Here is a 20736-nt window from a genome sequence, read left to right on the forward strand (position 1 = left end):
CCCGAACGAACAGCTTATTGTTCCACCCCGCCGACTGTTTCAGCGTGCCTCGAACATGCTGTACGTCTTTAGGGTCTCTGTCCAAAGCAAAGTCGGAATAACCGAGGTCTTTATAGCTCTGTGCCACGGCCACCACTTCATGCATGACGTATGCCGGCCATATTACTTCCCATATCCCACCTCTCAAATCATCATAACCGTACAGCGCTTTTTCACGTGTGACATAGGGCTGAAACCACCGTAGTTCGTAGTATTCTTCTTGATTGCGAACTATCCGCCGCGTCATGGTCTTTCGCCCCTCGATGACCGCCTGCGTCAGCCCGTAGCGGTCGTTGAACATGATCTTTTTCATAGTCTCAATTTACACCCGTTGGATAAAAGCCACTCGGCCGCCCCGTACAGCAGGTCCATGACCTGTGTCGATTCCTGCTTAAAGAGGTATTCCCGCCCTGCGCCGCCACATAGTATCTCATCGCTTCCAGAGGCTATCCGGAAGTACGAGAGGCGCCAGATACCCCCCCCCATACATCTCTATCTCCATATTGATCCATGTTCCGTCGGGCATCCGGCAACAACCGGGTAACGCTCCCAGCAGATCATTGGCCGTAAAAGCCGGGATATGGCCCGCGTGCACCGCCTGCCGGTGCTTTGTCTCCGTATCCCATATTTTCAGTACCGGATGCGGCGCAGGGGACGTGATGTCCCACACCATGCTGGCCATCTCTGCCGGTGCGCCCAGCTCCAGCAGCCGCTTCGACTGCTCGATGCTTGTTACTTGATTCGTCATTTCTTTTCGTATTTATCGATCGTTTCGAATATCCGCAGCGCAACCTGCGGAACAATACCGCTGAATAACGATGCGTGTGTCATTCCGCGAATTTCCGTTCCACGAGGTCCGCAATGGCCAGATACTCCCCGGCCGGACCGTCCGTGCCGTGTGTTTCCCGAACTTTCTCCCGAAACTCGGACAGGGTACCCAAAAAGCACCCGCAGCGGACGTAAATACCCGGTTCGAGATTGAAGAAGTAGGTTTTGCTGCCCTTGCGTGATCCGGAACCTATCCACGCGGCGAAAGGATAACCCGATTTGGCAGGGCCGATTCCCTCAAAATTGCACCGCTCACCGAAATTGCAATACTCCCCAAAGCTGCCTTGTTCCCCGAAGCTGCACTGTTCTCCAAAATTGCACCGATCCCCAAAACTGCACTGTTCTCCAAAACTGCACTGTTCTCCAAAACTGCACCGCCCCCCCAAAATTGCACCGCTCACCGAAACTGCACCGTTCCCCGAAGCTGCACCACTTCCCAAAACTGCAACACTCCCCGAAGCTGCAACACTCCCCAAAGTCGCAACATTCCTCAAAGCTGCACCACTCCTCGAAACTGCAACATTCCCCGAAACAGCACCGGTCCCCGAAACTGCAACATTCCCCGAAATTGCACAGCACCCCGAAACTGCACCGCTCTCCGAAACTCTTGATCTGCGAATAGTCGCCCGTGGGGCAATATTTGATGCCTTTTTCATCGCGTTCGAACGCATCGAACTCTGCTTGTGTGTATCTTTTCATCTGCTACAAATTTTGTTTCGATATTATACTGTTTCTCAACTCGGTATCTGATCTTTCCGAATAAAATACGGTATGACGTCAATCTTCGGAAATTGTTTTTTTGCATACCGATAGTCTTGTGAGCTTTCGTTCCGTCCTTGTACTTGCGGGCTATGGCTTCCAGCTTGGGCAGCAATTCCCGCAATTCTCGACCGGAGATGGCTGCGAACCGTTTTCCCGCAATGCGCTTGTCGCGGCAGAAAAGATCGACAGCTGTCCAATCGGTCGTATCGACCCCCAGCCGCTGCATACGCCGCAAGACTGCCGATCGCAGCCGCCGCAGTTCTGATTCATACTCCGTGAAAGTCAGTCCGGGATGTTCGATTTCTGCTTCGAGCGTACGACACATGGCGTCATACTCCTCGGCGTGCATTTCGCGCAGCGACGATGTCCGCCCTTCGGTGAAGCGCTCGACGAGCGTCTCTTTGGCTATGTCCCGATCGCCTGCGAGACGTGCGAGCAATGCGTAGAATCGGGCGTAGGAGACAGGCTTTCGTTTCATACTCTGCGTTTTTGCGTGTTGTCGAATCGCGCATGCGCTTCGAAAGTCTCCGCCAGAAAGATGCGCATGCGCCGCTGGCGGGCAATCAGATATTCGAGAGTGGCGCCTTCGCTCTTCTGCCATTGCGGCAACATATAGATCGCTTCGCACCGCAACAGCAGGGTAATGTCGCGTCCCATGTGCTCGGCCCAGTCGGCCGCGGGTGCAAGTCCGTTCTGCATGGGACTGACGGGACGCAACCCGAAGCGGCGGATCTTCACTTCGGCGGCCCGAAACTCCCGTCGGGCTTCCTCCAAGGGACGACCCGATATTCTACCGCTGATATATACTTTCATGGTATGGATTGTAAGTTGTTTTATTTCGCTACTTTTTGCCCCAGTACTCTTCGGCCCGTTCGCGCCAAATGACATATTCGCCCACAGGACCGATGAAGCGTCCGTTGCTGACGGCCTTATAACCTTCGACCCATATTTTCAACCCCGCATCGTACATCACCGACTTCGCCGCCCGTCCTGCCGGCTGGCGTCCGTCGGCCTGCGATACGAAGATCAGCAGTTTGTCGGTATGCCGATTCTTGAAAGCGATGTACTGACGATAGGACATCTGCGTATATTGAAAGGAATCTATGACGATGAAATCCGGCGATTTGCGCTTTGCGAGCCGCTCGTCGAGCTCGTCCATCGTCTCCTCGGCTACGACCATGAACTTGCGTCCGCAGTCCTGCATGGCATGGCGGCGCAGCGCATTGCGGAATGATAGCGAGAGCCCTTCTTCGAGCGAGACGTAGAGCACGCGCCCGAATTGCGTAAGTGCCTTGCAGAAGGACAGCACGGCCGAGGTCTTCCCGTTTCCGGATTGTCCCCAGAAGAACACGACGCCCGTGCGGTCGATTTCGCCGACACAGTCGCCCCACGGGCCTTTGAGAGGGATCGTCGGCTGACTGATCGTCAGGGCCTGCTTGGCTGAGAGTGATCTTTTCATATCATATGCCCGATAGATGTTCGAAGGTCGTTTATCGGCCGTTCAAAGCCGCAAGCCGTTTTTGTTTGTGCACCTCGCGGCGGACCCTGCGCAGATCGTACCCGCATGCGGCCGCATCCTTCACCACGGCCCGAATCGTACGCTCGTCCGTAAGACCGTTCGTGCGTGCTACGGCCGCAACTTCATATTCCGACGTCGGAGTGAGTTCGACGAACTTGCGGCAGATGCGCGAGTGTATCTCGTCATATCCCTTTTTATTGTATGCCAACCCGATCTCCATGCGTCGTTTGATATAATGCGTCGAAAGGAAAATGATTCCGCAATGTCCCTCCAGCCGGTTGTAGATCGTAATAAAGTAGTAAAACACCGTATCGGGCAGTTTATCGCCTTCGTCGAAGACGAGCAACGGACGCTCCAGCGTAAGCAGATGCCGGACGATCCTTTCGAGCGATTCGCGGATGCTCAGATCCGAGACGTTCACGCCGGTCGCACGGGCCATCTCGCGGATAAAATCGTTGCGGCGCATGTCTTCCGAACAGCAGATCAGAAACGCATTGTCATGACCGGATGCGTACGTGTGCGCCGCTGTCGTCTTCCCCGATCCGGCGGCTGACACGACCCACGCGACATTGCCGAATTCCTGCGCGTCCGCAAGCAGCGTCGTCAGCTCCTCGTAGACGCTCGTCGGACAGAGCTGCCAGCCGTCATCCTGTCGTCCGGCGATCTGTGCGCGGAGCTTGAGAAACATCTCGTCGCTGATAAGATCGTACTTACCGTTGAGAATCGTCGACAGAGTACCTGCGGAGATGCCCTTCAAAGACACCGCCGCACGGTTCTGGCTCGGATAACGCGAAACATAGGCCTGAAGCAGTCCGCGTATTTCGTCTTTCTGTTCGTTCGTAAGTCTCATTTTGCTATAATTTATTATAAATTGTCCGTGCATCGAAGGTCATGTTGCTGATCTGTTTTTCGATCTGCCCGACCGAGAGCGGAAGCTCCTCCGCAGCCTCGGCTTCCGGATGCGGTACCGTCTGTCGTGCATACAGGTCGTATATGCGTTCCGTATCTCGTCGTGAGAGCCCCTGCAAACGCGGCGTACGCAGTCCGTGCTGCTCGGGTGCCACGCCGTGCTCGACTTCCAGCGCATAACCCTCTGCCTGCCGGCGCACCCGTGCCTGTTTGTTGGCTTCGATCGTCGCGCGCAGGAAAGCCTGTTCCTCGGATGTCTGCTCCTGCATGGCACGATGTACTTTGACATATGCCTGCGCTTCGGAAACGATCCTCAGCCCCAGCGCCGACTTCGTACAAAGCCACACCCGCGTCATATCCTCGGGATCGTATTTCACATAAAAGCGACGCCCCGTATGCTTGGCACGGAAGCCGAGATCGGGCATGCCTAACTCGTCGAGCACTTCGTAACGGTAACGCTTCCCGTCGACTTGAATCGCTATGCCGTACGACGTGAATTCGCTCGGCTGCTCCGTCTCCGTACAAAACAGATCGATCAGATCGGCCTGCGTAAATGCCGGAGCTTCGGCATTCACCGACTGTTCGTACATCTCCCGCCGGCTGATACCCGTTTCGGGATGCCGCATGTCGTTCCACACCTGACGATATTCCGCGTAAGCCTCGCAAAGTTCCTCGAAAGTGTAAAGCGAATCCTTATTGGCTTCGATAAACTCCAGATTCGGCCGCGAATCGTCGCTCTTGGCCGTTATGTTCTGCCCCGTGAACCGCCAGTTCGAATGCAGCACTTGCGATTGCAGACGCCCGAAAAGCGCCTCGATCGTCTTTGCCTGAGGCTGATGGGGCGCCGTGCGGCGGCTCACGCGGCAGATGCGACGCATGAATGCCTGAGCCGAAGAGGTCTTCTGCCCGCCTTGGTTGTCCGTTACGATTTCGTAGGGCTTGTGTCCCGAAGTCTCGACAGCCATCCGGAAGGCTTTACGCTGCGCATCGGCATTCTCCACAGGACAAATGCAATAGCCCAGCAGCATCTCGCTGTATGCGTCGATCACCTCATAGACCGCCGTCGTACGCAGCACCGGACGACCGTCCTTATCTCTGCCCTTGTAATACAGGTTGAGCTTCGTGCCGTCGCCGTACCACAGGGCGTCGCGCACTGCGGGCAGCACGGTCTGCTGCTTGCGGTCGAACTTCTGGCGGGCGGCAAGCTCGCCGTACACGGCGGCATACCACTTGGGCATTACCTCCGGACGCTCCAGATAGGCCTTCACGGCATTCACGGACTGCAACGGCTTCCATTTGGGATTGCCGGATTCGGCCACACGACGGTTATATTCCTCGAAGATCTGCTCGAACGTATAAACCGGCACACGCGAGCGGCGCAAGGCGATCAGCAGACGTCCGCCGCGCTCGGTGATTTTCGCAGTGTTCCGGTTGCAGAATTTTTTCGAAACAAGCACTTCGTAACCTTCGCGTTCATAGGCCCGCAGCTTATCCTTCAGACGTGCGATATTCGCAGGAAGCGTATGCCCGAATTCTTCGCGCATCCGCTCGGACGAGGCATAGATATTCTCCCAGATGATGCGCGTCTTGTTTTTCAGACGGTTGCGCCCGAGACGCTGCCGGCGCACCTCTTCGAGCAAAGCATCCAATACGGAGGCATTCTGCGTGTATTCGTCGATCTTCTCCTCCGGGAGACAATCGCCGTTCGGAAGACGATAGGCGTCCTTGTCGATACCGGAAAAATAACGCCGGGCTTCGGCATTGATCACCAAGGCCGGACGGTCGTCGCGCAAAAGTTCCTCCGGATCGCCGTATTTGGCTTCGAAGCGCAAACGGAAACGCTCGGGAAGAGACGAATATTCGACCAGCGCATAACGCCCCAGACCTTTGCCATCACGAAGCATATATACACGACGACGATTTACCAGTTTATCATAATTCGATACGCTCATTACCGCCGGACCGTCGTCGTTACGAGTCAGGTCTTCCTTCGTTACTCCTATCTTTTCGTTGTAGCGTTCCATAATTTCATTCCTATGCTCCCTGCACCGGTATCGCTCCGGACAATGCCTGCGCATTTGCAGGGAAATCGCTATATTCGTGTCGGCAAACAATAAATATCAGCGATTTTATGTACCTATGTTTTATCTGTCAAAGCGAGTGGACGATGTACGGCGTGCGCGATCGTCTGTCGGCTGTATTGCGCCGTCTGAAAGTGAAATACATAAGCGAACCGTTTTATCCTGCCTCCTGTCGTAAATTTTCAGTTCCCAAGTCGGAACCATCCGAATACGGCGTGGAGTTTCACATAAGGATCGATCCCGACGATCCGCGGCGGAGTGAAGTGCGGCAAGCCGCGCAGCATATTGCCGATGCTGCCGAAGAAGTGATTCGTCTCGATATTCGAATGTGATCGTACCGTCCGCGTCATGTTCGTCGGACATGGTCAGATTGTGTTGTCGGGCCGAGTGCAGTTCGTGAAAAAGTGCGCGCACGAGACGTTGAATGCGCTCCTGACGTGCGAACGACGCACGGCTTTGCTCGATGGTTCTGAATCTCTTGGTTGTCATATTATAGGATGAAAAAACGTTCGTTAAAAAAGCCGCCGGCGCCTGCCGCTCGCCCATGCCTGCGACATAGGGCCTCGGCGCCGGCTGCAACCCCGGCCGTGAGCCTCGCGGAGGACGGACGGGAACCGTAACCTAAACAAAAAAAGCACTTGCGGACCGTTTACAGGTGTCCGCGACCTGACAAGTCATCGGCCTCCGACCACAGCGCCCAGCTTACCAGAACGCAAACACACACCGTGAACAGATGGAACCACGCTCCGAGGCAGACGCCGTAAATGCCGCCGAGGGCAAGCAACCCGAAGATGAAGGCACCCAGACGGTCTTCCCGAATCTGCTGGAGATCATTCATGACACCGGCCTATTTCAGAAGGGTCAACACTTCATCCATCCGCTCCGGCGTGTACGCATCCTCCCAGCTGCTCTTGTTGGACAGTGCACGATCCTGAAGGACACGCATCACGTCGTTGTCCCGAACAACGCCACGCAATACACGGCTTACATGCCACTCGTCCTTGCGCATCTTCTTGGCTACCTTGTATACGTCTTCCGAAGTGATGTACTTCTGCAACTCTTCATGATAGGCCCGCTCGATCGCCCGGCGCTCGCGGTTCGATTTCTGTTGTGCCGGGGAGATGTAGAACCCGTACTTGCGGATCGACGGCAGAACCTCGGATGTTACCCACTTACGGAAGGCTTTGGCCTCCGGCTTGCGGCTCTGAAGGATCAAAGCGTACATCCCCGACTCGTTGACGACAGTCATAGCCTGCCTTCCGCCGGGGGTGTCATTTGAAATTACACCCTTCTCGTCGTCATCGAGAGCCGACGTTGCTTGTCGACTGTTCGTCAGTCCGAGAATGTCGCAGATGTCTTTGGCGACGAACCAGAGTTCACCCTTGCTCGTTACCTGCCGGATTTCACCGAAATCCGGGTGCTGAATAATACCAAATTGTTTCACGATTACAATTATTTGTTATAGGTGTTGTTCTTGACTACTCCCCCGCGATCGAGTGCCAGCTTGCGGATTTTTCGGGCCAAAGGGGTGTTCGTTTGACCGTTCAGGGCTTCGCTGACGGTTTTACGTGCAACCCCAAGCAACTGCGCCAGCTTGTTGATCTCCCCGTGCATTACAAAGACTTTTATATACACATTTTGAATTTTTACAAAACAATTTGGCTGCTTTCTGGCAAGGGTGATATGCTTAAAACATCACCAGTCAATAATAAGCCTTTAGACCAATTTCAATATACACCGACAATACCCGATTCGAAGAAAGTAGATACAACCACATCGGAATTGACACTATATATCAGAGAATTGGTATCAAAAATAGAATCCCTATCTCGTGAAAACGGCAAATTGCAAGCGCGTATTGATATGATAACTAATGACTTACGCGCAAGTGGAGGGGGGGGGATTTTACACAGTTCGAAAACGATCTCCCCATCCATGGACAGCGAAAAGCCAAGCTCACCAGCTGATAATCCCCAACGATAATCATATTATCTGTTTCGGCAGTCATCCGACATATTAAAAGCGCATGAACGACCGCTTCCGAATGCCGCACACACACTTTTCGGGGCATCCGACACTCCGAAGTAGGGGTAACCCATTGTACATGCGCGTATTATATATATGTATAGAATGCCGTGTCGTGGTCATAACCCCCTCCGAATCCGATGAAAACGACCCAAAAAGGGGGTATTCTGATCCGTACCCCTGCACGAATATCATCAGAACCGACCCGAAAATGAGAGTTTTAATGAGAGTTTAATGCAGCTTTTTCGTTTTTACGGGCTTGATGCAATGAGAGTTTTAATGAGAGTTTTAATGAGAGTTTACCCCCAGAAGCAAATCCCACCGACAAGAGGGGCGGCGGGGCTTTCGAAGATTGTTTTTGGGCGGCTTGAACACTCGTTTGAACGGTTGGACGATCACTCGTCGTGAGGAAGCTCGACGATACGACAAACCCCGCCGTAATCGCCGTTTTACTGGCGTGCGGCAGGGTTTCTGTCGTTCTGATAATAGGTATTTGTAGACGGATTGCAGGCAATTTTAGGGGTTCTTTCGGCCGATGTCGCATTTTCGGTTTGAACACCCCGTTCAAATAAGGTCCGATGTCCTATTGATGTTCGAATAAAGTCGCAAATCGTTTGAAAGCCTCAAATTAAGGGAATCTCCTGTAACTTATTGCAACATAATCTATTTGACTGTTTTTCTCTCTTCCTGCTTTTGACGCATATCGTTTTTACCCCCGTAGAGCCTTGCGGCAACGGAAAAACACGCCCCTCCCGCCTCAGCCGAAAACCACGACGCACCGAGCCTCGAAAAGCCCGATGCGTAAGCCGGCAAGCACCGGACGGCTTCACCCCATACTCCGTCCGACCTCTCGCCCCACAATCCGGACGATCCGCAACCGCCCGACCCAACCCCATCTCCGCCTCGCAACGACCCGGACACGCCCGTCGCTGCCGGGCTCCGCCGAACCGAAGCATGCGCTCCCGGTTCCGCCGCATCCTGCCACGTCCGCTGCGACCGCCGCAAGCGGCCGCGGGAAAGAGGCCGTAACGCAGCCGCGAGACCCGAACTGCGCTTTATAAATATAGGTATCGAAATATATTTGAAATTTTCAGTACTTTGTCATACATAGTATAATAATTTTTCATATATTTGTCAGTGCAAACAACCGTTTATCGGGGGGGGGGTAAAAATTTATCGAAAAACGATAAATTTCATTTGTTTTTACAATTTAATTGTTTATCTTTGTCTTACAACGGTCGCAGAGCCCGGGACAGGACGAGTGCAAAATACTAACAATCAGTTCCATAAACGTCAATTATCATGATCATACGACTCGAGGGACTCAACAAAACCTACAACAGCGGCTCGCCGCTTCACGTACTCAAAGGCATCGACCTTCAGATCGAAAAGGGCGAGCTGGTCTCGATCATGGGCGCCTCGGGTTCGGGCAAGTCCACCTTGCTGAACATCCTCGGCATCCTCGACGACTACGACAGCGGCAGCTACTACCTCGCGGGCCGTCTGATCAAGGGGCTCAACGAGACGCAGGCCGCAGCCGCCCGCAACCGGATGATCGGCTACATCTTCCAGTCGTTCAACCTGATAAGCTATAAAAACGCCGTGGAGAACGTGGCGCTTCCGCTCTACTATCAGGGCGTGTCGCGTCGCAAGCGCAATGCGCTGGCTCTCGAATACCTCGACCGGCTGGGGCTCAGGGAGTGGGCCGGGCACATGCCCAACGAGATGTCGGGCGGCCAGAAACAGCGTGTGGCGATCGCCCGCGCGCTGATCAACAAACCCGAAATCATCCTCGCGGACGAACCCACCGGAGCACTGGACAGCGCTACGTCGCAGGAGGTGATGAACCTCCTGCGCAGCGTGAACACCGACATGGGCATGACCATCATCTGCGTTACGCACGAACAGTCGATCGCCGACCAGACGGACAAAATCATCCGCCTGAAGGACGGCGTGATCGGAAGCATCACCCCCACCGCACTCGCCGCACGATGAGAGAGCTGCTCACAGAGATCTGGACCTCGGTGCGCCGCAACAAACTCCGCACCATCCTCACGGGATTCTCCGTCGCGTGGGGCATCTTCATGCTCGTCATCCTGCTCGGGTCGGGCAACGGTCTCAAGAACGGCGTGATGGCCAATTTCGGCGACTATGCGATCAACTCCATCGACCTCTACGGCGGCCGGACCTCCAAACCCTTCGCCGGCTACGAGAAAGGGCGCCGCATCCGCATGCGGAACAGCGATCTCGACATGCTGACCGGGGAGTTTCCCGAGATCCGGGAGATAGCGGCCAACATGTGGCTGTCGCAGAAGACGGCCTCCTACGGCAACCGCTTCATGAAAACGGGGCTGAGGGCCTGCCTGCCGAAAGTCGCCCGGATCGAAGGCATCAAGCTCGCATCGGGCCGCTTCATCAACGAAATGGACATCGAGCGGCGCCGCAAGGTGATCGTGATCGACGAAGCGATGCAGCGCGTGCTGTTCGACGGCCGGAATCCGCTCGGGAAAAAACTCCGGCTCGGCGACACGCTCGCCACGTCGGTCTTCACGGTCGTCGGCGTCGAAAAGGGCGATGCCGACCGCCCCACGGCCTACTGCTACATGCCGCTCACGACGGGGCAGCTCATCTACAAGCAAAACGATCCGGAAGTCAACAACGCCCTGTTCACGATCGAAGGCATCGACACCGACGCCGAGATGCAGGAGTTCGAAAAACGCATCCTCGCACGGCTGGCTCAGGAACACCGGTTCGATCCCACGGACGAAAGCGCCATCTGGCTGGAGAACAGCATGGAGATGTACAAGAACATGGCCGTGGTCTTCGGCGGCATCAACTTCTTCGTCTGGATCATCGGATTGGGTACGCTGCTGGCGGGCATCGTGGGCGTCAGCAACATCATGCTCGTTACGGTTACGGAGCGCACCGCCGAATTCGGCATCCGCAAGGCGCTGGGCGCCCGTCCTTCGTCGATCGTCCGCCTGATTCTCACCGAATCGGTCCTGATAACGGCCCTGTTCGGCTACATCGGCATGGTTCTGGGCGTCGCCGTGATGGAGGTCGTGAACTACATCATCCGGCAAATGCCGCCCGACGATTCGGGATACGGACAGACGACCATCTTCCTCGACCCCACGCTCGATCTGTCGGTGGCCGTGAGCGCCACGATCGTACTCGTCATCGCGGGACTCGTCGCCGGATACATACCGGCCCGGCGTGCCGCGCGCCTCAAAACCATCGACGCACTGCGTTACAACAAATAGGAAACCGCGATGAGCTTTTTCGACACAGACCGCTGGAGCGAGATATGGCAGACGATCGCCCGCAACAAGAAACGCAGCATCATGACGGCGCTGGGCATCTTCTGGGGCATCTTCATGCTCATCGTGATGCTGGGTGCCGGACAGGGCCTCGGCCGCATGTTCCGCACCGTGCTGGGCGACATGTCCAACAACACGATGTTCTTCCTGCCCGACCAGACCTCGCTGCCCTACAAGGGCATGCCCGCGGACCGCTGGTGGCGGATGGAGAACGAGGACGTGGCGGCCGTGCAGGCGCTCGACAAGGTGAAATACGCCGCGGGGGTCGTCTTCGGCAACACGTTGAACTGCTCGCGCGGCGACCGCAAGGGCGACTACGCACTGATGGGCTTCTCGCCCCAGATGCAGCGGATACAACCCCAGCCGATGATCTTCGGCCGCTACGTCAACGAGGTGGACATGCGCGAGAAGCGCAAGGTGTGCGTCATCGGGACACAGGTCTGGAAAGACCTCTTTCCGGGCGGGGAGGACCCCGCGGGACAGACGATCAAGGTCGGCAGCTTCTACTTCACGGTCGTGGGCGTCATCCTCAAAAAAGGCGAGGTGCAGTTCGGCAGCAGCGTCGAACGGACGATCATTCTGCCCGTAACGCTCGCCCAACAGCTATTCGGGCGCGGGCACACCGTCGACATGATCTCGGTGGCGGGCGACGACGCCACGCCGAGCAAGGAGGTCGAGCAGCTCTGCAAACAGACCGTCTTCGCACGGCACCTCATCTCGCCCGACGACCCGCGCGCCGCATGGGTCATCTCGACGAGCGAACTGTTCGGCAGCGTGATGAAGCTCTTCCGCGGCATCGCCCTGCTGACGTGGATCGTCGGGCTGGGGACCCTCTTCGCGGGCATCGTGGGCGTGAGCAACATCATGCTGGTGCTCGTCAAGGAGCGCACGCAGGAGATCGGCATCCGCCGCGCGCTGGGGGCCAAACCCTCGGTCATCATCTCTCAAATCCTGTCGGAGAGCTTCCTGCTGACCTTCATCGCCGGCATCGTAGGCCTCACGGCCGCCGTGGGCGTGCTGTCGGCCGCCGACACGATCTACTACCGCCTGCAAGTCGAGACGATGCAGGGCCCCGACGTCTCGTGGCAGATCTCGTTCTGGACGGGCATTCTCGCCCTCTCGATCCTCGTGGCCGGGAGCCTCGCGGCAGGCATCATACCCGCGAACCGCGCCCTGCGGATCAAAGCCGTGGACGCCATCCGCGAAGAATGAACCCGTTCGACGAACCGCAAACAAACAACGAAAATACAGCTCGCATATGAAAAAATTTCTGAAAATCTTTCTGGGCATCCTGCTCGCAGCCATCCTCGCGGGCACGTTCTGGTTCCTGTGGCGCAAGACCCGTCCGGCCAAGACGGTCTACACGGTGGTCATGCCCAAGATCGACACCATCAAACAGTCGGTAGTCGCCACAGGCAAGGTCGAGCCCCGCGACGAAGTGCTCATCAAACCCCAGATCTCGGGGATCATTTCCGAGCTGCACAAGGAGGCGGGCGAAATGATCCGCCAAGGCGAAGTGATCGCCACCGTGAAGGTCATCCCCGAAATGGGCTCGCTCAACAGCGCCGAATCCCGTGTCTCGGTGGCCGAGATCTCGCTCGCCCAAACCCGGCGGGAGCACCGGCGGACCGAAACGCTCTACGAAAAGGGCGTCGTCTCGAAGGAGGAGTACGAGCAGAGCCTCACCGCGCTCGAAAAGGCCGAGGAGGAGCTGCAGAACGCGCGCGACAACCTCGAAATCACGAAAAACGGCATTGCCAGCAGATACAAGGAGCTGAGCAACACGCAGATCCGTTCGACCATCGACGGCATGATCCTCGACGTGCCCGTGAAGGTCGGCAACTCCGTGATTCAGGCCAACACCTTCAACGACGGCACGACGATCGCCACGGTGGCCGACATGTCGAAGATGCTCTTCCGCGGCAATGTGGACGAAACCGACGTGGGCAAGCTCCGCAGCGGCATGCCCGTGCGGCTGACCGTCGGCGCCATGCAGGACGTCGCGCTCGACGCCGAACTGGAATACGTCTCGCCCAAGGCCACCGAGGAGAACGGCGTCATCATGTTCGAGGTGAAGGCCGCCGTGCGGATTCCGTCGGACGTGTTCGTCCGGTCGGGTTACAGCGCCAACGCCGACATCGAAATCCTCAACCGCGAGGGCGTGCTCACCATTCCGGAGAGCTGCCTCGAATTCGATGGCGACAAAACCTATGTCTACGTGCTCACGAGCGACGAACATGCCGATCCGCAGACTTTCGACAAACGCGAAGTGAAAACCGGACTCTCCGACGGCGTGAACATCGAGATCGCCGAAGGACTCGACGCCGAGACCGCGATCCGCGGCGCGAAAGCCGACCCCAAAGCGTCGAAATAAAATCCCAGAACGATGAAAACCAAGATTATCCTGACCATCGCGTTCGCTTGCGGGGTCCTCGGAATGCTCCGGGCACAGGAGGAAGGGCCGTGGAGTCTCGAAGCGTGCATCGACTATGCGCAGCGAAACAACATCGGCGTACAGCAGCGGGCCTTGCAGACCGAAGAGAGCCGCGTGCAGCTCTCCACGGCCCGCTTCAGCCGCCTGCCCGACCTGAACGCATCGCTCGGGGCGGACGCTTCGTTCGGCCTCTCGCCGTCGAGCAACAACGTCTACGTCAGCTCGAACCGCATCTCCGGCTCGATCGGCGCCTCGACCAGCGTCCCCGTCTTTCAGGGCATGCGGATCAACCGCCAGATCGCGGGTGCGAAACTCGACCTCGAAGCGGCCGTGCAGGACATGGAGCGTGCCAAGGAGGATGTGGCCGTGAACGTGATGGTGCTCTACTTGCAAGTGCTCTTCAACAAGGAACTGGTCGGCGTGGCCGAACGGCAGCTCGCACTGAGCACCCGGCAGACCGAGCGCAGCCGCGAGCTGGTCGCCGGCGGCAAGCAACCCGAATCGGCGCTCTACGAGAGCGAAGCGCTGAAAGCGAATGACGAGCTGAGCCTCACGCAAGCCCGCAACAACCTGATCCTCTCGCTGCTCGACCTCAGTCAGGCGCTCAACCGCCCCTCGGCCGACGGCTTCGACGTCGAAGCTCCCCGTCTGGACAGCCTCACGCTGGAGACGATGCGCGATCTGGGCGATCCGGAAGCCGTCTACGACTATGCCGACGCCAACCGTCCGGCAATCCGCGCCGAGCGGCTCCGGCTGCAAAGCAGCGAAAATTCCGTCCGGATCGCCCGGTCGGCCCTCTACCCCACCATTTCGCTGAACGCGGGGTACAGCACGGGCGTCTACGACAACACGGGCGAAGGTTTCTGGGATCAGTTCCGCCACAACAGCCGCGAATACGTCGGCCTCTCGGTGGGCATCCCGATCTTCAACCGCCGGGCCACGCGCAACAACATCCGCTCGGCCGCACTGTCGATGCGCAGCCAGCAGCTCGCACTGACCGAGGCGCAGCAAAACCTGCGAAAGGAGATCGAACAGGCCTACTACAACGCCGACGCCGCTTACGGCAAATACCGCGCATCGGAGAGCGCCCTCCGGTCGGCCCGCCTCGCCTTCGCCTACGAAGAACAGAAAGCGGATGCCGGACGTTCGACCGTCTTCGACTACAACGACGCCCGCACCCGCATGCAGAAAGCCGAATCGGATCTCATTCAGGCCAAATACGAGTTCGTCTTCCGCACGAAGATTCTCGATTTCTACCGCGGAATTCCCATCCGGCTCTGACCGGAACGGCGCACTCCGCCGTCCGCCGTTCGTCCGTGCAGCGGAGGCGGCCGGCGACGACCTCCGCCGCGACCGTTCCTCGGAGCGAAATCACGGGGCGAAATCACGGGGCGAAACTGCGGGAAAAGATAACCGGAGCCAAGCAAGCGGAGCGGCGTATGGCCGCCGAGGCACAATCCGGACGTCCCGCTTGCGCACAGACCGCCGTGCGGATGCGACCGGGCGCAGACGACCGAAAGACGCCGCCGGACACGCCTACCGCCCGATACCGCTGCGACCGGCAACCTATCCGACGCATGCCCCTCGGACGCGATTAGGAGCCGCAAAAGCCCCGGACGACACGAAGGACGCCGCCGGACACGACCGCGGCCGGCAGGCGGGGCACCGGGCTCGCCGCACACGCTTCATGGCGGCCGCCGCCATGAAGCAGCCAAGGGATGCCGCCCCGGAGAAGACGTATGGACACCGGTCGCGGCCGGCTTCGAAGAGCGGCACGGCCCCGAAGGAGCGGCACGGCCCGCTTTCTACGGGCCGCTCCGCACAACGCATGAAGGGGAGGTTCGCACCTCCCCTTCCGCCATCCGGTCCATCCGAATCCATGATCGCCGGACAGATGTTGTTCCTGCCCGAGCCGCCGGGAGGGCGTCAGCTCCCGAGGGCCTTCGACGGGCCGCGAACTTGCCGCATACCGGTTCGTTCTAAACCTCCCTCCGATATGCGGTACAAATATAAAATCGAAACTCCAATTCCGCATATCTCAGGGCGTTATCCATCACACTCAGGGCTCATTCGTATACCGCATACGGCCCGAATAACCCGTTCGGACCACGGAAATCCGAAAAAGAGCCGCCGCAACCATCGCAAACCCGAAAATTTACCCTACTTTTGCAGCCAGAACAAGGTCGGTCAGGAGGAATTCGCACATGGAATGGTTCGAGAGTTTATTCATCCGCCACTCGGCGCTGCAAGCCGTGGTGGTCGTGTCGCTGATCTCGGCGGCGGGCCTCATATTGGGGAAACTCCGCATCGGCGGCATCTCGCTGGGCACGGCGTTCATCTTCTTCGTGGGCATCGTGGCCGGCCACTTCGGGCTTTCGCTCGATCCGGCGATGCTCAACTACATCGAGAGCTTCGGCCTCGTGCTGTTCGTCTACGCCCTCGGGCTGCAGGTGGGTCCGGGCTTCTTCAGTTCGCTGCGTTCGGGCGGCATCCGGCTGGTGTCGCTGGCGACGGGCGTCGTGCTCCTCGGCACGGCGATGGCCGTCGCATGCAGCCTTGCGTTCGACGTTCCGCTCTCCGACATGTCGGGCATCCTCTGCGGCGCCACGACCAATACGCCGGCGCTGGGCGCAGCCCAACAGACCCTCAAACAGATGGGACTGGACGGCAACGGCGCGGCCCTGAGCTGCGCCCTGACCTACCCGCTGGGCGTCGTGGGCGTCATTCTCGCCATCGCCCTGCTGCGCAAATACTTCGTGCGCCCCTCCGACCTGCCGGCACCCGATCCCGAACATTCGAAAAACGTCTACATCGTCAGTTTCCGGCTGACCAATCCGGCCGTCTTCGGCAAGACGATCCACGAAATCGCCCAGCACAGCCACCACCGGTTCGTCATCTCGCGTCTGTGGCGCGACGGACAGGTCTCGCTGCCGACCTCCGACACGGCGCTCCGCGAAGGCGACGAACTGCTCGTCGTAACTTCGCCCGACGAAGTCGAAGCGCTCCACCTGATCTTCGGCGAGCAGGAGCAGAAGGACTGGAACACCGGCGACATCGACTGGAACGCGGTGGACCGCAACCTCGTCTCGCAGCGCATCCTCATCACGCGGCCCGAACTCAACGGCCGCAAGCTCAGCTCGCTCCGTCTGCGCAACCTCTACGGCATCAACATCAGCCGCGTCTACCGCTCGGGCGTGCAGCTGCTCGCCACACCCGATCTGACGCTCCAGCTCGGCGACCGGCTCACGGTCGTGGGCGAAGCCGCGACGATCCGCAACGTCGAGAAGATACTGGGCAACGCCGTGAAGAGCCTCAACGAACCCAACCTCGTGTCGGTCTTCATCGGGCTGATTCTCGGTCTGGTGGTCGGCAGCCTCCCGATGCAGCTTCCGGGCGTCTCGGTCCCCGTGCAGCTCGGACTGGCCGGCGGCCCGATCGTCGTGGGCATCCTGATCGGCACTTTCGGCCCCCGCCTGCACATGATCACCTACACCACGCAGAGCGCCAATCTGATGCTGCGGGCGCTGGGGCTCTCGATGTATCTGGCCTGCTTGGGACTCGACGCGGGCGCCCACTTCTTCGAGACGGTCATGCGGCCCGAAGGAGCCCTGTGGCTGGCGCTCGGCTTTGCGATCACGTTCGTCCCCGTGGTTCTCGTGGCGCTCCTTGCGATGCGCACGGCCCGCCTCGACTTCGGCTCCGCGGCCGGCATCCTCTGCGGCAGCATGGCCAATCCGATGGCCCTCAACTATGCCAACGACACCATCGACGGCGACAACCCCTCGGTGGCCTATGCCACGGTCTACCCCGTCTGCATGTTCCTGCGCGTGGTGATCGTGCAGGTGATGCTGATGTTCTTCCTGTGAGAATCAGGACCCGAGCCGTTGCAGATCGCTGCCCGAGGGATTTTGAAAGACCCTCAGATCGAAAACCGAGATCACGGCCAGCACATGATCGAAGACGTCGGACTGAACGGTCTCGTAGGCGACCCAATCGACCGTACTCGTGAAAAAATACAACTCCATCGGGAGACCCGTCTCGGTGGGCTGCAACTGACGGACCATCAGCGTCATGTTGCGGTTGATGCGCACCTCCTGCCGCAGATACTCCGTCAGATAGGCGCGGAACACCCCGAGATTGGTCTGGTGTCGTCCGTCCACGCGCCCGTCGTCGGGTCGGAGACCGCGCGCGGCGTTGTACTGCTCGATGTCTCGCTGGCGGGCCTCGATATACCCCTTCAGCAGGTCGATCTTCCGGTACTTTTCGAGCATCTCGGCCGTGCAGAACTTCACGCTCGTCATGTCGATGTTGATCGACCGCTTGACGCGCCGTCCGCCCGAAAGCTGCATCGCCTTCCAGTTCTGGAACGATTCGCTCACCAGCAGATAGGGCGGCACGGTAACGATCGTATTGTCGAAATTGCGCACTTTGACCGTCGTGAGCGACACCTCTTCGACCGTGCCATCGGCACCGTATTTGGGCATCGAAATCCAGTCGCCGACCTTGAGCATGTCGTTGGCCGAGAGCTGGATGCCCGACACGAAGCCGAGTATGCTGTCGCGGAAGATCAGCATGACGATCGCCGCCGAAGCGCCAAGGCTCGTCAGCAGGATCGCGGGGGATTTGCCGATCAGGATCGACACGATCAGAACGGCGCAAATCAGCATGACGATTCCCTGTCCCGTCTGCCGGAGCCCCTTGATCGGTTTGCCCTGCCATGCGGGCCGCTGGGCCATGATCTCGAACGCACTGTATATCACGGCACTGATAAAACGGAAGATGACGACTACGATGCCGATCTGCAATACGCGCACAAGTATGCGCAGCGCCTCGGATTCGCGCGGAAAGGCCACGGGCAGCAGGATGTAAATGAGGATGGGCGTAAAGACATGGCTCATCCTCCGCAGCACCCTGTCGCTGAAGAGCATGTCGTCCCAACCGGCCTTCGTGCGGGCGACGATGCGCTTCACGCCCCGCAGCAGAATGAACCCCAACAGAGCGTCGACGGCGAAGGCGATCAGCACGACGAACAGAAAGGCGACCCACTGGTCGATGCCGTCCACCTGCGACGGATCGAAGCCGGCGTAGTTCAGCAGGGCGTCGATCCAATGTTTTACGACTTTTTGCATGGCTTTCACAACGGGGTGCTCCAACAATTTCCGCGCCCGTTTCCCGGCGCCGGACTGCCCCGCAGGCCGTAAAGATACGCAAAATCGCGGAACGACCGCCTTCCGCCCGCAATTCGTTTCCGAAATTCGGGACGATCGGGCGTTCGTCCGCCGTCGCCCGGATTTCCGGACGCGGCCCGCCGAGAGACCGTCCTCCGATCCGTCCGTCCGCGACCGAAAACTCCGGACCGCCCCTTCCGAACCGGACGATCCGCCGTTGGGCGCCTACCCGCCGACAGCCTCCCTTCCGGACCGGACGGCGCCGGAACGCCGGAGCGTCGTCCCGCGGCACAGCCGGACATCCGCCCGGCGGATCACCCCGCGAAGCCCCTCACGCCCGCAGCGTCATTGCACGGCCCGCCGGGGAAATCTGCGTATATAGAGCGCCACGAGCAGGAATCCGACGAACGTGAAGCCGGCGCCCGGAAGCGCGGAGTATTCGTAGCCGAGCCCGCGGTCGATCGGCAGCCCGCCGAAATAGGCGCCCAGCGCGTTGCCCAGATTGAACGCCACCTGCACGAGCGCTCCGCCCATCAGTTCGCTGCCGCGCGAGTTTTCGAGGATCAGCAGTTGTTGGGGCGACGAGACGCAGAAGAGCGCCGCCGTGCAGATCGTCATCAGCGCCAGCGACACACAGCGGATCTGTGCGAAAAAGAAAATGCCGACGAGCCCGGCGCAGGCCGCGGCGAGCGTGAAGCGCACGACCCGTTCGGGCGTGAAGCGGTCGGAGAGATGGCCGCCGAGGATGTTTCCGAGGAACATGCCGAACCCCGCGAGCATGACGATGAGCGTGAGGCGGTCGGGCGCAAACCCGGAGGTGCGGACCATCAGCGGGCTGACGTAGCTGTACCAACAGAAGATGCCGCCGTTGCCGCACATCACCGAGAGCAGAATGAGCCACGGTGCCGTCCGGCGCAGGAAGCGGAACTGCCCCTTCAGCCCCGTATCGGGCAGCGGGTCGAGGCGCGGGACCCAGAGACGCACGAGCAGCAGCGCCACGGCGCCCCAGACGGCCACGATGCAGAACGTTACGCGCCACGTCAGCGCCGAAGCGATATAGGTTCCGAGCGGCACGCCGAAGAGGTTGGCCACCGTCATGCCGACGATCATGATCGAGACGGCTTCGGTGCGGCGCCCTTCGTCCGCGACCCGTTCGGCGACGATCGAACCCGCGCCGAAGAAGGCGCCGTGCGGCAGACCGGAGACGAAACGCATGGCCATCAGCGTCCAATAGTTCGGCGAAGCGGCCGCGCAGAGATTTCCCGCGATGATGATGCACACCAGCGCCAGCAGAATATGTTTCAGCGGCCGCCTGCGGGCGACGAGCACCATGAGCGGCGCACCCGCGCAGACGCCCAGCGCATAGGCCGATATGAGATGGCCCGCCTCGGGGATCGAGACCCCCACTCCGCGGGCGATGTCGGGCAGGATGCCCATCATGACGAATTCGGACATTCCGAGCGCCAGCGTGCCGAATGCCAAAGCGATCAAACTCTTTTTCATCGTACGGAATCAACCTGAATAACCGGCTGCAAAAATAGCGCATTCACGGTCCCGTTGCACTCCGCAGCGTAAGAAAACGGATGAAATGGCAAAAAAAGAGACTCTCCGGCAAGTTTGCCCCTCCTCCTCTCATCGCTCGGAGCAACCG

The 20736-nt window shown here is 58.8% G+C and carries 19 protein-coding genes and 1 pseudogene; 8 read left to right on the plus strand and 12 right to left on the minus strand.

The genetic code is table 11. The features are described from left to right. The 7 genes and pseudogenes from BN3659_RS07495 to BN3659_RS07530 all read right to left on the minus strand — a co-directional run. Window positions 1-352 (minus strand): annotated as a pseudogene (locus tag BN3659_RS07495) (hypothetical protein); the annotation flags it as partial. Between the two features lie 117 nt (window positions 353-469). Continuing rightward, window positions 470-787: a hypothetical protein gene (locus BN3659_RS07500; protein WP_091535837.1), complete on the minus strand. Its 318-nt coding sequence runs from the start codon at window positions 785-787 to the stop codon at window positions 470-472. A gap of 732 nt (window positions 788-1519) precedes the next feature. Beyond that, entirely contained in the window at window positions 1520-2107 is a 588-nt protein-coding gene (locus tag BN3659_RS07510) for a hypothetical protein (protein ID WP_191442120.1), read from the minus strand. Continuing rightward, window positions 2104-2442 carry a DUF4406 domain-containing protein gene (locus BN3659_RS07515; protein ID WP_091535839.1) on the minus strand — a complete coding sequence of 113 codons (339 nt, stop codon included), beginning with the start codon at window positions 2440-2442 and terminating at the stop codon, window positions 2104-2106. Before BN3659_RS07515 ends, BN3659_RS07510 begins: the two co-directional genes overlap by 4 nt. A gap of 28 nt (window positions 2443-2470) precedes the next feature. Next, window positions 2471-3088: an AAA family ATPase gene (locus BN3659_RS07520; RefSeq protein ID WP_091535841.1), complete on the minus strand. Its 618-nt coding sequence runs from the start codon at window positions 3086-3088 to the stop codon at window positions 2471-2473. 31 nt (window positions 3089-3119) lie between these two features. Continuing rightward, window positions 3120-3998 (minus strand): ATP-binding protein, encoded by an 879-nt coding sequence (locus tag BN3659_RS07525; RefSeq protein WP_091535844.1) that lies wholly within the window; start codon window positions 3996-3998, stop codon window positions 3120-3122. A gap of 4 nt (window positions 3999-4002) precedes the next feature. After that, window positions 4003-6081: a DDE-type integrase/transposase/recombinase gene (locus BN3659_RS07530; protein ID WP_091535846.1), complete on the minus strand. Its 2079-nt coding sequence runs from the start codon at window positions 6079-6081 to the stop codon at window positions 4003-4005. Between the two features lie 107 nt (window positions 6082-6188). Between BN3659_RS07530 and BN3659_RS12860 the strand changes: the two genes are divergently transcribed. Further along, entirely contained in the window at window positions 6189-6470 is a 282-nt protein-coding gene (locus tag BN3659_RS12860; RefSeq protein WP_141682532.1) for a hypothetical protein, read from the plus strand. A gap of 317 nt (window positions 6471-6787) precedes the next feature. On the opposite strand, the gene BN3659_RS07535 is transcribed toward BN3659_RS12860, so the two are convergent. From BN3659_RS07535 to BN3659_RS12865, 3 genes are read right to left on the minus strand one after another with little or no spacing between them, the layout of a single operon-like run. After that, complete coding sequence (locus BN3659_RS07535) at window positions 6788-6976, minus strand: hypothetical protein (RefSeq protein WP_091535848.1); 189 nt, start codon at window positions 6974-6976, stop codon at window positions 6788-6790. Window positions 6977-6985: 9 nt separating this feature from the next. Beyond that, window positions 6986-7582 (minus strand): BRO-N domain-containing protein, encoded by a 597-nt coding sequence (locus BN3659_RS07540; RefSeq protein ID WP_216092798.1) that lies wholly within the window; start codon window positions 7580-7582, stop codon window positions 6986-6988. Between the two features lie 8 nt (window positions 7583-7590). Next, window positions 7591-7773 carry an ArsR family transcriptional regulator gene (locus tag BN3659_RS12865; protein WP_141682533.1) on the minus strand — a complete coding sequence of 61 codons (183 nt, stop codon included), beginning with the start codon at window positions 7771-7773 and terminating at the stop codon, window positions 7591-7593. 3 nt (window positions 7774-7776) lie between these two features. Between BN3659_RS12865 and BN3659_RS12870 the strand changes: the two genes are divergently transcribed. The 7 genes from BN3659_RS12870 (at window position 7777) to BN3659_RS07570 (ending at window position 17783) form a co-directional block, all read left to right on the plus strand. After that, window positions 7777-8121 (plus strand): hypothetical protein, encoded by a 345-nt coding sequence (locus BN3659_RS12870; protein ID WP_141682534.1) that lies wholly within the window; start codon window positions 7777-7779, stop codon window positions 8119-8121. A gap of 1344 nt (window positions 8122-9465) precedes the next feature. After that, window positions 9466-10158 (plus strand): ABC transporter ATP-binding protein, encoded by a 693-nt coding sequence (locus tag BN3659_RS07545; RefSeq protein ID WP_171847733.1) that lies wholly within the window; start codon window positions 9466-9468, stop codon window positions 10156-10158. Continuing rightward, window positions 10155-11426: an ABC transporter permease gene (locus BN3659_RS07550; protein ID WP_091535852.1), complete on the plus strand. Its 1272-nt coding sequence runs from the start codon at window positions 10155-10157 to the stop codon at window positions 11424-11426. Before BN3659_RS07545 ends, BN3659_RS07550 begins: the two co-directional genes overlap by 4 nt. A 9-nt stretch (window positions 11427-11435) precedes the next feature. Then, the gene (locus tag BN3659_RS07555; RefSeq protein WP_091535855.1) at window positions 11436-12695 is read left to right on the plus strand and encodes an ABC transporter permease; all 1260 of its coding nucleotides are present in this window, start codon (window positions 11436-11438) and stop codon (window positions 12693-12695) included. 46 nt (window positions 12696-12741) lie between these two features. Next, window positions 12742-13857 (plus strand): efflux RND transporter periplasmic adaptor subunit, encoded by a 1116-nt coding sequence (locus BN3659_RS07560; RefSeq protein ID WP_091535857.1) that lies wholly within the window; start codon window positions 12742-12744, stop codon window positions 13855-13857. Between the two features lie 12 nt (window positions 13858-13869). Further along, the gene (locus tag BN3659_RS07565; RefSeq protein WP_091535859.1) at window positions 13870-15198 is read left to right on the plus strand and encodes a TolC family protein; all 1329 of its coding nucleotides are present in this window, start codon (window positions 13870-13872) and stop codon (window positions 15196-15198) included. 923 nt (window positions 15199-16121) lie between these two features. Continuing rightward, window positions 16122-17783: a putative transporter gene (locus BN3659_RS07570; protein ID WP_091535861.1), complete on the plus strand. Its 1662-nt coding sequence runs from the start codon at window positions 16122-16124 to the stop codon at window positions 17781-17783. Between the two features lie 3 nt (window positions 17784-17786). On the opposite strand, the gene BN3659_RS07575 is transcribed toward BN3659_RS07570, so the two are convergent. Together BN3659_RS07575 and araJ are read right to left on the minus strand one after the other, a co-directional pair. Continuing rightward, entirely contained in the window at window positions 17787-19046 is a 1260-nt protein-coding gene (locus BN3659_RS07575; RefSeq protein ID WP_091535863.1) for a mechanosensitive ion channel family protein, read from the minus strand. 384 nt (window positions 19047-19430) lie between these two features. Then, a complete protein-coding gene (gene araJ / locus BN3659_RS07580) occupies window positions 19431-20588 on the minus strand; it encodes an MFS transporter AraJ (protein ID WP_091535865.1) in 1158 nt (385 codons plus the stop codon). Between the last annotated feature and the right edge of the window lie 148 nt (window positions 20589-20736).

This window comes from Alistipes sp. CHKCI003, from assembly GCF_900021155.1.
GTDB classification, from domain to species: Bacteria; Bacteroidota; Bacteroidia; order Bacteroidales; family Rikenellaceae; genus Alistipes; species Alistipes excrementavium.

Bases quoted from the DNA above. Each gene is read 5' to 3' on its own strand.
- BN3659_RS07565 (WP_091535859.1), top strand. From the start codon at position 13,870: ATGAAAACCAAGATTATCCTGACCATCGCGTTCGCTTGCGGGGTCCTC.
- BN3659_RS07500 (WP_091535837.1), bottom strand. From the start codon at position 787: ATGACGAATCAAGTAACAAGCATCGAGCAGTCGAAGCGGCTGCTGGAG.
- BN3659_RS07560 (WP_091535857.1), top strand. From the start codon at position 12,742: ATGAAAAAATTTCTGAAAATCTTTCTGGGCATCCTGCTCGCAGCCATC.
- BN3659_RS12860 (WP_141682532.1), top strand. From the start codon at position 6,189: ATGTACCTATGTTTTATCTGTCAAAGCGAGTGGACGATGTACGGCGTG.
- araJ (WP_091535865.1), bottom strand. From the start codon at position 20,588: ATGAAAAAGAGTTTGATCGCTTTGGCATTCGGCACGCTGGCGCTCGGA.
- BN3659_RS07510 (WP_191442120.1), bottom strand. From the start codon at position 2,107: ATGAAACGAAAGCCTGTCTCCTACGCCCGATTCTACGCATTGCTCGCA.
- BN3659_RS07520 (WP_091535841.1), bottom strand. From the start codon at position 3,088: ATGAAAAGATCACTCTCAGCCAAGCAGGCCCTGACGATCAGTCAGCCG.
- BN3659_RS07535 (WP_091535848.1), bottom strand. From the start codon at position 6,976: ATGAATGATCTCCAGCAGATTCGGGAAGACCGTCTGGGTGCCTTCATC.
- BN3659_RS07530 (WP_091535846.1), bottom strand. From the start codon at position 6,081: ATGGAACGCTACAACGAAAAGATAGGAGTAACGAAGGAAGACCTGACT.
- BN3659_RS07545 (WP_171847733.1), top strand. From the start codon at position 9,466: ATGATCATACGACTCGAGGGACTCAACAAAACCTACAACAGCGGCTCG.
- BN3659_RS07525 (WP_091535844.1), bottom strand. From the start codon at position 3,998: ATGAGACTTACGAACGAACAGAAAGACGAAATACGCGGACTGCTTCAG.
- BN3659_RS07575 (WP_091535863.1), bottom strand. From the start codon at position 19,046: ATGCAAAAAGTCGTAAAACATTGGATCGACGCCCTGCTGAACTACGCC.
- BN3659_RS07555 (WP_091535855.1), top strand. From the start codon at position 11,436: ATGAGCTTTTTCGACACAGACCGCTGGAGCGAGATATGGCAGACGATC.
- BN3659_RS07515 (WP_091535839.1), bottom strand. From the start codon at position 2,442: ATGAAAGTATATATCAGCGGTAGAATATCGGGTCGTCCCTTGGAGGAA.
- BN3659_RS07570 (WP_091535861.1), top strand. From the start codon at position 16,122: ATGGAATGGTTCGAGAGTTTATTCATCCGCCACTCGGCGCTGCAAGCC.
- BN3659_RS07550 (WP_091535852.1), top strand. From the start codon at position 10,155: ATGAGAGAGCTGCTCACAGAGATCTGGACCTCGGTGCGCCGCAACAAA.